Origin of the sequence: Mycobacterium sp. (assembly GCF_965229265.1) — a bacterium.
In the GTDB taxonomy this organism is placed as follows: Bacteria; Actinomycetota; Actinomycetes; order Mycobacteriales; family Mycobacteriaceae; genus Mycobacterium.
Map to the genome: position 1 here is coordinate 643,923 of NZ_CBDDIY010000013.1, position 14,501 is coordinate 658,423.

The following is a 14,501-nucleotide window of genomic DNA, read 5'->3' on the forward strand; positions in this document are numbered from 1 at the left end:
TTACAGCCCGATTCGTTCGAGCGCGTCGTCGAACTCCTCGGAGGCCACCTTGTCCCCCTTGCCGTCGGCAAGGGCCCGCTGGTAGACCCCCAGCACCTCGTCCTCGACCAGTGCGAACCGGGCATCCCAGGCTTCGGAGTCGACCCGCCAGTACCCGGTGACGTCGTACTGGTCGATGCTCCAGCCCCGGCCGCGCAGGTACTTGCGGACCGCCCGCGATTCGCCGGCCTCGCCACCGAACCAGCAGTAGCCGCGCTCGGGCAGGTCGATCTGACGGATCAGATCAGCGAGTCGACTTGGTGCGCAACCGTTTCCGGTTCCGAAGCTGGGAATGACGGTGACTTCGGGCCGGGTCGGCAGGTAGTCCAGGTCGTGATGGTCGGCGATCTCGACGACGACAGTGGTCGAGACGACCCGCGGCAGCTCCTCGATGATGCGGGCGGTGGCCGGCAGCCCGGCGAGGTCGCTGACCAGCAGCTGCCATTCGACGCTCGGCGCGGGTCGGTACCAGGAGCGGGCGTGGTCGAGCCCGACTCGGTCGCCGGCCCGGGTGGTCGTCGCCCAGCTGGTACCGGGACCGGTGGCGTGCAGGACGATGTCGAGGTCGATCCGGTCGCCGTCCTGGCGTCGCACCGAGTAGTTGCGGCCCTCGCCGCGCGCTGCCGGATCGAAGTAGACCCCGACCGCGGAGTCCCCGCCCGGCTGGACGGCCAGGGCTGCCGGGTCCTCGACGCCCAGGGTGATCCGGCGCAGCCGCGGGCTCAGCTGGAGGGTCTCGATGACCGACGCATACGAGAAGCTCATGAGGTTAGGGTAACCTAATCGATCTGGGATTAGACGGCTCCGGCCGCGCCCAGGGTGATGGCGGTCAGTGTCGCGACAAGGGTGCCTTCGTCGGTGTCGATATCGCCGTGCAGCCACGCGCTGATCAGTTCGGTGGCCGCGGTGACCATCGCCCTGGTCGCTAAAAGGCGATCCACCGAGGGTTTCGCTGGTCCGGTGAACGGCATGGCCTCGGCGGCGATGCGCTCGGTGAACTCGCCGATCTCGCGGAGCTGGATCTGGCGGAGCCGGGGAAACCCGGGGGATTCCAGGTAGAGGCGCGAGTCGGCGGTGCTGGCGACCAGGGTGTGTACGACGGTGTGCAGCACGCCGTGGGCGCGGTCGGCCAGTGGGGCGGTGGCCAGCACGACCTCCATGGCCGACTTCAGGCGGGTGTACAGGTCCTCGGCGCAGGCGTCGAGCAGGTCGTCCTTGCTGGCGAATTCGGCGTAGAAGTACCGCTTGCTCAGGGTGGCCCGTCCGCAGACGAGATCGACCGTCAGGGGCGCGACCCCGACCTCGCCGATCAGGTCTCGCGCCGCGTCGAGCAAGCGTCGCCGGCGCTCCTGCGAGCGCTGCTCGGCGGTGCGCCCGCCGTACGTGCGGCCCTCGACAGTCATGAGGCCATCTTGACCCATCTGTGGCGCGCGTCATAATCTAGAACGAATTCGTTCTAGATTACTCGGGCCGCGGCCCGGCGAAGGAGTGAGGCGATGACAGCACGGATCATGGACCAGGCGGCGCGCGTGCTGGCCGAGCCGCAGGCCTACGCCGACGAGGGACGCCTGCACGCGGCGCTGGCCCATCTACGCGCCCATGCCCCGGTGTCCTGGGTGGAGGTCGAGGGGTACCGGCCGTTCTGGGCAATCACCAAGCATGCCGACGTGATGGACATCGAGCGCCAGAACGATCTGTTCACCAATGACCCGCGGTCGATCCTGGTCGCCGACGAACTCGACGACAAGCTGCGTGCGGACCGGGAAGCCGGCATCGGCCTGAGCACGCTGATCCACATGGACGATCCGCACCACCGCGATATGCGCAAGATCGGTGCCGACTGGTTCCGGCCGAAGGCCATGCGGGCGCTCAAGGCTCGCTGCGACGAGCTGGCCAAGTCCTACGTCGACATGATGGTGGAGCGGGGTCCCGAGCTGGACTTCGCCCAGGAGATCGCGGTCAACTATCCGCTGTATGTGATCCTGACGCTGCTGGGCCTACCGGAATCGGACTTCCCGCGGATGCTCAAGCTGACCCAGGAGCTGTTCGGCGGCGACGACACCGAGTTCCAGCGGGACAAGAGCCCCGAGGCGATGCTCGCGGTGCTGCTGGACTTCTTCAACTACTTCGCCGCGCTGACGGCCTCACGGCGGCAGACGCCCACCGAGGACCTGTCCTCGGCGATCGCCAACGCCACCATCGACGGCAAACCGCTCTCCGATATGGACACCGCCTCCTACTACGTCATCGTGGCCAGTGCCGGGCATGACACCACCAGCGCCGGCATCGCCGGCGGCCTGCTGGAACTGCTGCGCAACCCCGCCGAACTGGACCGGCTGCAGAAAGACCCCGGCCTGATGGGCACCGCCGTCGAGGAGATGATCCGCTGCGTCGTGCCAGTCAAGGAATTCATGCGCACCGCGCGGGCCGACACCGAAGTCCGCGGCGTACCCATCGCCAGGGGCGAATCGGTTCTGCTGTCTTATGTTTCGGCCAACCGCGACGAGGACGTTTTCGCCAACCCGATGCGCTTCGACGTCGGACGCGACCCCAACAAGCACCTCTCGTTCGGCTACGGCGTGCATTTCTGCCTGGGCGCCGCATTGGCCCGCATGGAAATGCATGGCTTCTTCTCCGAACTGGTGCCGCGCATCTCCTCCCTCGAACTGGCCGGCGAACCCGAACTGATGGCCACCACCTTCGTCGGCGGAATCAAGCACCTGCCGATCCGCTACTCCCTGACGTGATCCGCCACCGCTCACCCGTCCTGCCAATACCCCACGGAGTTTCCCGCCAGCGGCGATAATCCGGGTGGGTCGGGTTTCATGAGGGGAAATATGACCATGAAGAAACTGGCAGCGGCGCTGTTGGGCGCTATGGCGATTGTGGCGGTGCCGGTGGCGATTTCACCTGGGGCCCAGGCAGACGTCTGCGGCGATGTGGGTGGGCGGCACGTGGATGTCGGCGGCTGTACCAACGTCGCCGGGGACGTGGCGGTGGCCGGTGCGGTGGCTGGCGCCGATGACGCGGCCGCGCAGGCGGCGTCGGGCCAGCCGCCGTGCTACACCCCAGAAGGGGTGCCGTACTACACCCCCGGCGCGGATCCCTGCTACTGAACCCGGCCGGTGAGGCCCGCCTGGATGCGGGCCAGCTGGCGGCGTTCGCCGCGATCATCGAACTAGGCAGTTTCGAGGCGGCCGCCGACCAGCTTCATGTGACGCCGTCGGCGGTCAGCCAGCGCATCAAGGCGCTGGAGAAGTACGTCGGCCAGGTTCTGCTGGTTCGCGGAAAGCCCTGTCTGCCAACCGCGGCGGGCATACCCCTGCTGCGGCTGGCGGCGCAGACGGCGATGCTGGAGGCTGAGGCCATCGCCGAGATGACCGGTGGCACCGGACCGGCGCAGCTGCCCCGGATCGCGATCGTGGTCAACGCGGATTCGATGGCGACGTGGTTCCCCGGTGTGCTGGCCGGCCTGCCGGACGTGCTCTTCGACATTCGGATCGAGGACCAGGACCACTCCGCACGGCTGTTGCGGGACGGCACCGTGATGGGCGCGGTGACCACCGAACGCGCGCCGGTGCCGGGGTGTCGGGTGCGGCCGCTGGGCGTGATGCGCTACCTGCCGGTGGCCAGTGCGGACTACGTGCAGCGGTACCTGCAGCAGGGGTTCACCCCCGAGGCGGTGACCCGCGCCCCGTCGCTGGCGTGGAACCGTGCCGACGCCTTGCAGGACATGTTGGTGCGCAAGGTTTTTCGTCGCGCCATCGCCCGGCCGGTGCACTATGTGCCGACCGCGGAAGGGTTCGGTATGGCGGTTCGGGCCGCGGTGGGTTGGGGCATGTACCCCGAACAGTCGGCCCGGCCCGCGCTGGACGACGGCAGCTTCGTCCAGATCGCCGACGTGCACCTCGACGTTCCGCTGTTCTGGCAGTGCTGGAAGCTCGACACCCCGATCATCGAGAAGACCACCGCTGCCATCGTGTCGGCCGCCGCCGCGGGGCTGGCCGGTCCGGAGTCAGGGCAGCAGCTCGGCGCGCCGCTGTTCCTCCCATAGGGCCATTCGGGTCCGGGCCGGCTCGCCGACGGCGTCCATGACCAGGGGGATGAGCAGTTCGGTCAACAAGAATCCGGCCGCCATGCTCTGGTAGACGGTGCCCACGGTGCTGGCCGCGGCCAGCACCACCTCGGCGTCGGGTGCCACCGGGCAGGTCAGCTCGTCGGTGATGAGCACGATGGAGGCCCCGGCCCGGTGGATACGTGCGGCGAGCTCGGCGGCGCTGCGTTGATAGCGGTGGTAGTCGAACAGGACGACGACGTCGCGGCGGGTCAGCTCGATCATGGTGCCCAGATCGCGGCCGGTGGGATCGCTCAGCAGCCGCACACCGGGGCGCAGCTGTTCCAGGTGGGCGGCCAGATGCATCGCCAGCAGCATGGAGAAGCGCCCGCCGTGCAGGTACAGCGGTCGGCTGGTGTCGGCCAGCAGCGCGACGGCGGCCTCCAGGGCAGGAGCTGGTAACTGCGCCAAAGTCTGCATGGCCCGGTCGTTTTGGGCGCGTGCCTGCTGGAGCAGCTGATCCAGCATGCCGCCGGCCGCGGGCGCGTCCGGCAGTCGGGTGATCGGTCCGCTGGATTGCGCCGACAGTTCGGCGCGCAGAGCGACCTGCAGATCGGTGAACCCGTCAAAGCCCAGCGACTGCGCGAACCGCAGCACGGTCGGTGGGCTGACCTCGGCCCGTTCGGCCAGCCGTGCGGCGCTGGCGAGGCCGGCACTGGGATAGTCGGCCAGCAACGCGCGCCCCACTCGGCGCTCCGCGCGGCTCAGACGCGGCAGCGCGGCGTTGGCGCGGGCGGCGACGGTGGCGGAACTCTGGTCGGGCACGCGTTCAATCTGCCACGAGCGGAAGCAGGTCCAGTGACAGGTCGAGCAATGACACGGAGGTGACGCACTCGGGGGGCAGCGGCTGCCAGTCCAGCTCACCGAACCCGGTGGAGCCGACCACCACGGTGTGGTCGTCGGGCCGGGCGAACCGCAGCGCGAAGTAGTCCTCCAAGTGTTCGGCCGGCAGGTCGGTGGCGCGGATCTCGGCGTGGTCCTCGGTGGTCAGCCGGCTATGGGCATGCGCGTGCACGGCGATCAACTGATCTTCGCCCAGAACCAGCGCGTTCAAGCTGGCCTCCGGGTAGATCCCGCGCAGTTGGGCCACCGCGCGCCGCACCGCCTCGGCGAGCGTCGGGGCGGTGCGGCGATGCTGGCGGATCAGAGCGAAGTAGCGCTCGCTGTCGGTGCTGCCGCGCAGGGTCGCGGCGATCTCCGGGGCGATCAACTCGTCCAGGGTCGCGATGGGCTTGATGGATCCGTTGTGCGCCATGGCGATTCCCTCGGCGACAAAGGGATGGGAGTTCTGCGGCCGCACGGCCAGGCCGCTGGTGGCCCAGCGCAGATGTACCAGGCTGGCCACCGCCGCGACGTCGGCGATGGCGGTGCGGAAGCCGGGGTCGTCGAGAGCGCTGGCGGCCGACACCTCCGCGGTCGGTGGCCGGCCGGGGGAGTCGGTGCGGGCGATGCCCCACCCGTCGCCGTGGATTGCGGTCAACGCGACGAAGTCCTTCAATGTCGCGGCGCCGACGGCGTCGCGCACCGTGATCGGTGACGTCGACACCACACCCAGCAATCGGCACATACGGGAATCCTCCGATCCACGATTTTACGAATCAATCGTAAACGGAGATTTTTAAAGTTTCTGAAACATTCGTGACATAGGGTCGGTCTGTCTCGCCGCCCGTTACAGGAGGTTCGATGCCGCTACCCACCGGCGCCCACGACGAGCCCGACGCCGTCGACCTGGCCGGGTGCCTGGCACAGTTGCGCTCCGAGGGAGTGGAACTCGTCGCCGGATCGCTCACCGATCTCGCCGGCGTCACCCGGGGCAAGTACGTTCCCCTGCATCGGGTCGAGGCCTTCGCCCGGTCCGGTATGGGGGTGTCCCCGTCCTGGAGCGTCTTCTGCGTCGACAGCGGCATCGCCTTCACTCCGAACATCGGGGTCGCCGGTGACCTGCGGATCCGAATCGACCCCGCCGACCTGCGCATCGTCGACGACGGTATCGCCTGGGCGCCGGGCAGCCTGCACGACCAGCAGGGCCGGCCCGCCCCACTGTGTGTGCGCTCGCTGCTGGCCGGCGTGGAAGCCCGCGCCGCCGAGGCCGGGCTGACGGTTCGGCTCGGGGCCGAGCTGGAGTGCACCATGCTGGCCGCCGACGGCTCGCACGCCTCGACCGATCCGTGGTCGCCCTACGGGATGCGGACCTCGCTGGACCGGTCGGCCTTCCTGGTGGACCTCGCCCGCTCCGCCGAGAAGGCCGGGCTGAGACTCGAGCAGATCCACACCGAATACGGTCACGACCAGCTCGAGGTGTCGCTGCCACCGGCGAGTCCGGTGGCCGCCGCGGACGCGGTGATCCTGGCACGCATCGTGATCGGCCGGGTCGCCGCCCGGCACAACCTGAAGATCTCGTTCTCCCCCGTCCCCTTCGACGGGGAGGCCGGCAACGGTGCCCACCTGCACCTGTCGCTGGCAGACGCGCAGGGCCCGCTGTTCTCCGGTGGCGACGGCCCGCACGGCATCCGCCCGGCCGGCGCCTCGGCGATCGCCGGTGTGCTCGAGACGCTGCCCGAGCTGCTGGGCGCCTACGCCGGTTCGGCGCTGTCGGCGGCCCGCCTCAAACCGGGCAACTGGGCCGGGGCAACGGCATGCTGGGGCCTGGAGAACCGGGAGGCCGCGGTGCGGTTCGTGGCCGCCACCCCCGGCAACCCGCACGGCGCCAACGCCGAGCTGAAGCTGATCGACCCCAGCGCCAATCCGTACCTGGCGGCCGCCGCCTTCCTCGGCAGTGCGCTGCGCGGAATCGACTGTGCTGCAGAGCTTCCGCCCGAGGTACCGGAGGACCCCAGCGCATCCGAATGGGCTCCGCCGCCGCTGCCCACCGGCCAGCGCGCGGTCATCGACGCGCTGGCGTCCTCGCCGGCAGCGGCCGAGTTGTTGGGCGTGGCCGTTGTCGAGACCCTCGCCGCTGTGCGTCGTCACGAGATCGCCACCTACGGCGACACCCCACTGATCCAGACCTGCCAGGCGCTGCGCCTGGCCTGGAGCTGTTGAGCACACGAAGGAGAGAGATGAGTAGCACCACCTCGGCGGAGGCCGATCAGCTTCCGCACCGTCGGCTGCCGTTCTGGGTGGCGCTGGCCCTCTCGGTCGCGCTGGTGGGGCCGACCCTGGCGATGTCCGGCAACGGGCAGGGATTGATCGCCACCGTGGGCAAGGCCATCCCGCTGGTGTTCCTGATCGGCCTGGTCGGAGTGTCACTGGTGGGGTACAGCTTCGTGCGGCTGACCCGCCACCTCAACCACGCCGGTTCCGCCTACGGCCTAGTCGGCGGCACCATTGGGCCGCGGGCCGGCTTCTTCTCCGGCTTCGCGATGCTCGGGGCCTACTGGGGGTTCTCCATCGGCACGCTGGCGTTGACGGCGGCGTTCGTCAACTCGTTCATCGCCGCACTGCAACCCGGCAATGCCAATCCCTACCAGGTGCCATGGCTGCTGATCGTGGCGATCGGCGCCGTGATCTCGTTCCTGTTGTCCGGGCGCGACATCCAACTGCTCGCCAAGATCCTGCTGGCCATCGAGGGGGTCGGCATCCTGGCGATGATCGTGCTGGTCGTGGTGATCTTCGCCAAGGGTGGCGCCCCCACCACCGGCATCGACTTCTCGGTGTTCTCGTTCTCCGGCGGTGGGGTCTCGGCGTCGGCCGTCCTGGCCGGTGTGGTCGCCGCCTTCCTGTCCTGGGCGGGCTTCGAGGCGTGCGCCTCGATGGGTGAGGAGACCGACGACCCCAAGCGCAACATCCCCCGGGCGCTGGCCGGCACGCTGATCCTCACCGGCGTGCTGTTCGTGGTGGTCATGTTCGCCCAGGTGGTCGGGTTCGGCACCGACGAGGCCGGCCTGACGGCGTTCCAGAACTCCGGAAACACGTTGGGCGACTTGGGCGATACCTACATCGGCCAGTGGTTCTCACTGGTGATCATCTTCACCGCCATCGTCTCGGCGTTCGGCTGCCACCTGGCGACGTCGGCGACGTCCGGACGGATGCTCTACGCCTTCGGCCGGGACGGCTTCGGGCCCAAGGGGCTGGCCCATATTCACGCCCAGACCGGCGGCCCGCGTCGGGCCACCTGGCTGGTGGTCGTGGTGGCGCTGGTCGTCGACCTGATCTGCGGTGCTGTCGGCTGGCCCGACATGGGCACCGGCAACCCCGCGATCAACACCTACTTCCTGTTCGCCGTCGCGGGATCGGTGTGCCTGATGGTCTGCTACCTGCTGGTGGAAATCGCCGCGGCCTGGTTTGTCGGCGCGCCGAAATTCACTCCCGTGCATGGAGGTAACGGCAAGGTGCTCGGTCTGGTGCTGCCATTGCTCGGCGCGGTGGTGATCGTCGTGGTGCTGTGGTTCAACGTCAAGGATGCGCAGACACTTTCGGCGGCGCCGCTTCTGGGGCTGTACTGGTGTGTGGTCGGCTTGATCATCGCGATCGCCGCCTCGCGGATTGCCAAGCGGGTGGGTGAATCGCTCTCGGAGGAACTGGACCTCGCCCCGCACATGCACCCCGGCGCTCCCGTCGAATGAGCACGCTCTACGACCGTGACGAGGCCGTGATCGCCGGCATCGAGAAACTGCGGTTCTTCCCGCTGGAAGTCGTTTCCGGCCACGGGTCGACGCTGCTGACCCCGGACGGGCGTGAACTGCTCGACCTGTCGGCGACCTGGACGGCCTCCGGGCTGGGCCATGGCCACCCAGCCGTGGTCGAGGCGGTCAGCCGTGCGGTCCGGGATGCGCCGGGTGCCGGCGGGTTGTCGGCCGTGCACCCGGACTCGGTGGGGCTGGCCGAAGACCTGCTTGCGCTGGTGCCCGGCAGCGGCGAGCGGCGGGTCTACCTCGGGCATGCCGGCTCCGATGCCAACGATGTCGCGCTGCGGGCGTGCCGGTACGCCACCGGCAAGCCGACCGTACTGGCCTTCGAGCACAGCTACCACGGGGGCGTCGGGGTTGCCATGGGAGTGTCCGGAGTGCACGTTGATGCCGGTGCGCCGGCAGACCCGGACAGCGCTTTCCTGCCGTACCCCAACCCGTTTCGCCCCACTCACGGTGATGCCGAGGCCGATGTGGCGGCATGCCTGGAGTTGGCTGCCGCGCACCTGGCCGGTGGTTCGGTGGCCTGCCTGATCGTCGAACCCATCCTGTCCGACGGCGGCCTGGTCGTTCCGCCGGACGGATTCCTGGCCCGCCTGCACGAATTGTGCCGGGCCCACGGCGTTCCGATGATCTGCGACGAGGTCAAGATGGGCCTGGGCCGCCCGGGCACCCTACATGCCTTCGACCACGACGGTGTGGTGCCCGACATCGTGACGTTCGGCAAGGTGCTCGGCGGTGGCCTGCCGCTGTCGGCGGCGGTGGGTCCGGCCGCACTGCTCGACGAACCGCCGGCCGCCGCACTGCTGACCACCGCCGGCAATCCGGTCTGCACCGCGGCCGGGCGGGCGGTACTGGCCACCATCGTCGCCGACGGGTTGGCCGAGCGTGCCGCCACCGTGGGCGCCGTGCTCACCGACGCGTTGCGCGGGCTCGCCGGTTCGCCGGGCGCCGACCGGATCGGTGACGTCCGGGGCCGCGGCCTGGCGATCGGCCTGGAACTCGTCGATCCCGCCACCGGCGACAAAGATCCGCGCCTGGCCGCCGGGGTGGTCTACCGGGCCTGGGAACTGGGCGCGGTCGTGTACTACGTCGGCGGTAATGTCCTGGAGATCACCCCGCCGCTGATCCTGACCGAAGCCGAGGCCCTGCGCGCCGCGGACATCCTCGGGCAGGCCATCGCCGACGCGGCCGCGGGCAAGGTCAACGCCGAGGAGGTTGCCCGCTATGCCGGTTGGTGACATGCCCGATGTGTTCGCCGGTGTCACCACCCAGGTCCCAGCGGGACTTGCCGACCACCTGCGCGACGTCGCGCTGATCGATCACCACGTGCACGGCGCGTTCACCGAGCCGGTCGATCGCGCGACGTTCGAGGCGTCGATCAACGAAGGGTCCACCGACCCGGTGCCGGCGTTCATGACGATGTTCGACTCGCCGCTGGGGCTGGCGATCCGCCGGTGGTGCGCACCGCTGGTGGGTGTGGATGTGCACGCCCACGCCGACGAATACTGGTCGGCGCGTTGCGAATTGAGTCCTGACGAGCTGGCCGGCCGGATGCTGGGCGCGGCCGGGATCTCGCGCTGGATCGTCGACACCGGGTTCAAGGGCGACCTGATCAGCAGCCCGCAGGGATTGGCCGCGCTCAGCGGCAGCCCGTCGTCGTCCATCCTTCGCCTGGAACGCCTCGCCGAGGAGCTGCTGGAAACCGGCACCAGCCCCGAGTCCTTCCCCGACGCCCTCCGGGCCGCGTTGACCGGCGCGGCGGCATCGGAAGACACCGTCGGAACCAAGACCATCGCGGCCTACCGGACCAACTTCGACATCGACTGGTCGAGGCCAACCGATGCCGCCGTGGTCGCGGCGGCGGCCGAACTCGCCGCCCGCCCGCACCCGCTGCGGCTGGACAGCCCGGTCCTGGTCGCCTTCGGTGTGCACGAGGCCGCCGCCAGCGGTCTGCCCATCCAGGTGCACGTCGGCTTCGGCGACCGGGACCTCGACCTCAACCGCACCGACCCGCTGTTGCTTCTTCCGCTGCTACGCACCATGGCCCCGGTGCCGGTTCTGCTGCTGCACTGCTATCCGTTTCACCGGCAGGCCGGCTACCTGGCCCAGGCTTTCGACCACGTCAACTTCGATGTCGGGCTGGCCATCAACTACCTCGGGCCGCGATCCACCTCGCTGGTCGCCGAGGCGCTGGACACCGCGCCGTTCGCCAAGCAACTGTTCTCTTCGGATGCCTTCGGCCCGCCCGAACTGCACCTGCTGGGATCGGTGCTGTGGCGCCGCGCGATGGGTCTGGTGCTCGGTGAGTGGGTGCGCGCCGGTGACTGCGCCGAGGCCGACGCGATCGGCATCGTCGACATGATCGGCTCCGCCAACGCCACGCGGGTCTACCGGCTGTAGATCTCAACGTGGCAACCCTGGACGGGGGTATAGCCGCCGAGGGAATAGATTGGCTCGTCGTGATTGTTTTGCCGCGGGGCATCCACCGGAAGGATCACGCGTGCAACTCGATGACTCGGTGAACTCGGCGTCGGGCACCGCGGTCGGTTTCCGGTCCGACCGCGGCCCCATCCTGATCTCGGTGATGCTGAGCACCGGGCTGGTCGCCATCGACTCGACGGTGCTGGCGACGGCCGTGCCCACCATCGTGGGTGAGCTCGGCGGCTTCGAGCAGTTCCCGTGGCTGTTCTCGGCCTACCTGCTGGGGCAGGCGGTGACCACACCGGTCTACGCCAAACTGTCCGACGTCTTCGGCCGCAAACCCATCCTGCTGCTCGGGATCGGGGTGTTCCTGCTCGGCTCGATCCTGTGTGGCCTCGCGTGGAACATGCCTGCCCTCATCGTGTTTCGTGCCGTGCAGGGCATCGGTGCCGGTGCGGTGCAACCCACGGCGATGACGATCGTCGGCGACATCTACACCCTGGCCGAACGTGCCAGAGTGCAGGGCTATCTGGCCAGCGTGTGGGCGGTATCCTCGGTGATCGGCCCCACCCTGGGGGGTCTGTTCTCGCAACTGGGCATCTGGCGTGGGGTGTTCTTGATCAACATTCCGCTGTGCCTGGTCGCCGCGGCGATGCTGATCCGGCACTATCACGAATCGATCGAGCACCGGCGCGCGAAGGTCGACTACCTCGGTGCACTGCTGCTGGCCGCCGCGATGACACTGCTGATCCTTGCCATCCTGGGCGGCGGGCAGACCTGGGCGTGGACATCGGCCCCGAGTATCACCGCGTTCTCGGTGGGGGCCGCGCTGCTGGTCGCCTTCGTGTTCGCCGAGCGCCGCGCCGAAGAGCCGATCCTGCCGCTGTGGGTGCTCTCGCGCAGGCTGTTGTGGACCACCACCGTCGTCGCGGTGGGTGTCGGAGCGATCCTGATGGGCCTGACCTCCTATGTGCCGACGTATCTGGAGGGCTCGTTGCGGGTCCAGCCGATCGTCGCCGGGCTCACCCTGGCCGCGTTGACGCTCGGCTGGCCGGCTACGGCCAGCGTGGCGGGATACTTCTATCTCCGTTGGGGTTTCAAGAAGACCGCCGCGGTCGGTGCGGTGGCGGTGATCGCCGGAATGTCGGTGCTGGTCGCCATCGCGCATTCGCCGAGCGTCGCGGTGGTGGCGGTGGTGTGCTTCTTCATCGGCGGCGGGATGGGGCTGCTGGCGCTGCCAACGCTCATCGCCGCGCAGTCGTCGGTCGACTGGAACGAGCGCGGTGTGGTCACCGGCACCAACATGTTCGCCCGCTCGCTGGGCAGCGCGGTCGGTGTCGCGGTTTTCGGTGCCGTCGCCAACTCGATCTTCGGCCCGGGCGACGTGCACACGCTGGGGCCCGCGGTCATCACATCGGGTTCGGCGGCAGTCTTCATCGGGGTGCTCGCCGTGGCCGTGGTGTCCGCATTGGCTGTGGCAGCGATGCCCCGCACCCCACCGTCGGGTCGGGGTCAGTGAAACCGCAGCAACCTCACAGCCTTTCGCAAGGTTCGCCGGCCGACTGTCCGATATCGCAGGGCAGGGGCCAGACTAGGCAGAGCCGCTGTCATGCTCGATGACCGAGCGGTGCATCCGTCGAGTGGAGTGGTGAATGGCTGAAGTTCGTCGCGGGGCCCTGTTTTCGGTGGTGGCCGCGCTGGTGTTGGCGCTGGCCGGCGGACCGGGCATCGCCCGAGCCGACGACCCTGCCCTGCCAGCCGTCTCGTTGACCACCACCTCCGGTGCGGCCTTGCAGAACGGCGGCACCTACGGGATCGGGACGGTCATCGTCGCTCATTTCGCCGGACCCATCGATCGAGCAACGGCCGAGCAGGTGCTGCAGGTCAGCACCGAGCCGCCGGTCGACGGCGCCTGGCACTGGGTCGACGATCACACCGCCCACTGGCGTCCGCCGCAGTACTACGCGCCGGGGACTGCCGTCACCGTCACCGATGGGCTGAACCCGCCGCTGACGTTCACCATCGGTGCCTCGCACGTCTCGATCGCCGATGACGCCACCAAGCAGGTCAGTGTGTTCGACGGCGGGAAGCTGGTCCGCACCATGCCGACCTCGATGGGCCGCGGCGGAACCGAGAAGGTCGGCAACACGACCCTGAGCTTCTGGACCCAGCCCGGCGTCTACACCGTTCTGGACAAGAGCAATCCGGTGATCATGGATTCCTCTACCTACGGGCTGCCGATCAACTCCCACCTCGGGTACAAGGAGTCGATCAACTATGCGGTGCGCATCAGTACCGACGGGGTTTACCTGCACGAGTTGGATGCGACGGTGTGGGCGCAGGGCAACACCGACACCAGCCACGGATGTTTGAACCTCAACCGGGACAACGCAACCTGGTTCTACAACTTCTCGGTGCCCGGCGATGTCGTCGAGGTGCGCAACACCGGCGGGAAACCGTTGCAGCTCTGGCAGAACGGGGACTGGAGCGTCCCCTGGGACCAGTGGATCTAGCCGGCTACTTGATGGTGTAGCCGCCGTCGATCAGCAGGTCGGCACCGTTGATCATGGCTGCGGCATCGGAGGCGAGAAACACTGCGGTGGCGGCGATCTCGTTGGGGTAGGCGAAGCGACCGGTGGGGATCAGTTGCTTGAGTGCGTCCCCGCGCGGACCGTCCCAGGCCTTGTGCCCGAGTTCGGTCAGCACGACGGTCGGGGAAATGGTATTGACCCGCACACCGCGGCCGGCCCACTCGGCGGCGAGCACCTTCGAGACTCCGAGCACTCCGAATTTGGATGCGCAGTAGGCGACGTGCTGATCCAGCGCCACGGTGGCGGCCTGCGAGGCCATGTTGAGGATCACCCCGCGTCCGGCCGCCAGCATCCGGGTTCCGACGGCCTGGCACATCAGGAAGGTGCCCTTGAGGTTGACGTCGATGGTCGCCTCCCACGCCTTGAGCGACAGCTCTTCTGCGGGGGCCAGCATGACGATCCCGGCGCTGTTGACGAGGATGTCGATCCCGCCGAACGCATCGGCTACCGCGTCGACCGCGGCGCTGACCGACGCGGGATCGGCGACGTCACACCGGAAGCCGCGGCTCCCACCGGCCAGGGTCGTGGCGGTCTGCACCGCCGCCGCCTCGTTGAGGTCGACGACGGCGACGGTGGCGCCTTTCTCGGCGAAGGCCGCCGCGATGGCCGCGCCGATGCCGGACGCCCCGCCGGTCACCAGCGCCACCTTCCCGTCCAGGCGGAAATTCAAATCGATTGCAGGTTCGGTCATTTCAGCACGATCCT

Annotated in this window: 13 protein-coding genes and 1 pseudogene; 9 read left to right on the plus strand and 5 right to left on the minus strand. The window is 68.8% G+C overall.

Annotation, left to right across the window (positions count from 1 at the left end):
- Both ADBZ9K_RS25045 and ADBZ9K_RS25050 read right to left on the minus strand, forming a co-directional pair.
- The gene (locus tag ADBZ9K_RS25045; RefSeq protein ID WP_526624942.1) at positions 1-804 is read right to left on the minus strand and encodes a siderophore-interacting protein; all 804 of its coding nucleotides are present in this window, start codon (positions 802-804) and stop codon (positions 1-3) included.
- A gap of 29 nt (positions 805-833) precedes the next feature.
- Positions 834-1,442, minus strand: coding sequence for a TetR/AcrR family transcriptional regulator (locus ADBZ9K_RS25050; protein ID WP_526624943.1), 609 nt, complete (start codon positions 1,440-1,442; stop codon positions 834-836).
- Between the two features lie 93 nt (positions 1,443-1,535).
- Between ADBZ9K_RS25050 and ADBZ9K_RS25055 the strand changes: the two genes are divergently transcribed.
- The 3 genes from ADBZ9K_RS25055 (at position 1,536) to ADBZ9K_RS25065 (ending at position 4,093) form a co-directional block, all read left to right on the plus strand.
- Positions 1,536-2,786, plus strand: a complete 1,251-nt coding sequence (locus ADBZ9K_RS25055) for a cytochrome P450 (RefSeq protein WP_526624944.1) — start codon at positions 1,536-1,538, stop codon at positions 2,784-2,786.
- Between the two features lie 96 nt (positions 2,787-2,882).
- Complete coding sequence (locus ADBZ9K_RS25060) at positions 2,883-3,155, plus strand: hypothetical protein (protein ID WP_526624945.1); 273 nt, start codon at positions 2,883-2,885, stop codon at positions 3,153-3,155.
- Positions 3,152-4,093: an ArgP/LysG family DNA-binding transcriptional regulator gene (locus tag ADBZ9K_RS25065; RefSeq protein ID WP_526625630.1), complete on the plus strand. Its 942-nt coding sequence runs from the start codon at positions 3,152-3,154 to the stop codon at positions 4,091-4,093. The genes ADBZ9K_RS25060 and ADBZ9K_RS25065 overlap by 4 nt, the downstream gene beginning before the upstream one ends.
- On the opposite strand, the gene ADBZ9K_RS25070 is transcribed toward ADBZ9K_RS25065, so the two are convergent.
- Positions 4,055-4,918 (minus strand): MurR/RpiR family transcriptional regulator, encoded by an 864-nt coding sequence (locus ADBZ9K_RS25070; RefSeq protein WP_526624946.1) that lies wholly within the window; start codon positions 4,916-4,918, stop codon positions 4,055-4,057. The two genes, ADBZ9K_RS25065 and ADBZ9K_RS25070, sit on opposite strands and share 39 nt — an antisense overlap.
- Positions 4,919-4,922: 4 nt before the next feature.
- Positions 4,923-5,720, minus strand: a complete 798-nt coding sequence (locus tag ADBZ9K_RS25075) for a class II glutamine amidotransferase (protein WP_526624947.1) — start codon at positions 5,718-5,720, stop codon at positions 4,923-4,925.
- A 116-nt stretch (positions 5,721-5,836) separates the two neighbouring features.
- Here ADBZ9K_RS25075 and ADBZ9K_RS25080 point away from each other — a divergent pair, with 116 nt between their 5' ends.
- From ADBZ9K_RS25080 to ADBZ9K_RS25105, 6 genes and pseudogenes are all read left to right on the plus strand, one after another.
- Complete coding sequence (locus tag ADBZ9K_RS25080; RefSeq protein ID WP_526624948.1) at positions 5,837-7,195, plus strand: type I glutamate--ammonia ligase; 1,359 nt, start codon at positions 5,837-5,839, stop codon at positions 7,193-7,195.
- Positions 7,196-7,212: 17 nt separating this feature from the next.
- A complete protein-coding gene (locus tag ADBZ9K_RS25085) occupies positions 7,213-8,718 on the plus strand; it encodes an amino acid permease (protein WP_526624949.1) in 1,506 nt (501 codons plus the stop codon).
- On the plus strand, positions 8,715-10,022 hold the full coding sequence (locus ADBZ9K_RS25090; protein WP_526624950.1) for a class-III pyridoxal-phosphate-dependent aminotransferase: 1,308 nt from the start codon (positions 8,715-8,717) through the stop codon (positions 10,020-10,022). The genes ADBZ9K_RS25085 and ADBZ9K_RS25090 overlap by 4 nt, the downstream gene beginning before the upstream one ends.
- The gene (locus ADBZ9K_RS25095) at positions 10,009-11,184 is read left to right on the plus strand and encodes an amidohydrolase family protein (protein WP_526624951.1); all 1,176 of its coding nucleotides are present in this window, start codon (positions 10,009-10,011) and stop codon (positions 11,182-11,184) included. The genes ADBZ9K_RS25090 and ADBZ9K_RS25095 overlap by 14 nt, the downstream gene beginning before the upstream one ends.
- A 100-nt stretch (positions 11,185-11,284) precedes the next feature.
- Positions 11,285-12,724: an MFS transporter gene (locus ADBZ9K_RS25100; RefSeq protein ID WP_526624952.1), complete on the plus strand. Its 1,440-nt coding sequence runs from the start codon at positions 11,285-11,287 to the stop codon at positions 12,722-12,724.
- Between the two features lie 241 nt (positions 12,725-12,965).
- Positions 12,966-13,718: pseudogene (locus tag ADBZ9K_RS25105) on the plus strand (L,D-transpeptidase); the annotation flags it as partial.
- Between the two features lie 4 nt (positions 13,719-13,722).
- Here ADBZ9K_RS25105 and ADBZ9K_RS25110 read toward each other — a convergent pair.
- Positions 13,723-14,487, minus strand: a complete 765-nt coding sequence (locus tag ADBZ9K_RS25110) for an SDR family NAD(P)-dependent oxidoreductase (protein ID WP_526624953.1) — start codon at positions 14,485-14,487, stop codon at positions 13,723-13,725.
- Positions 14,488-14,501 lie beyond the last annotated feature (14 nt).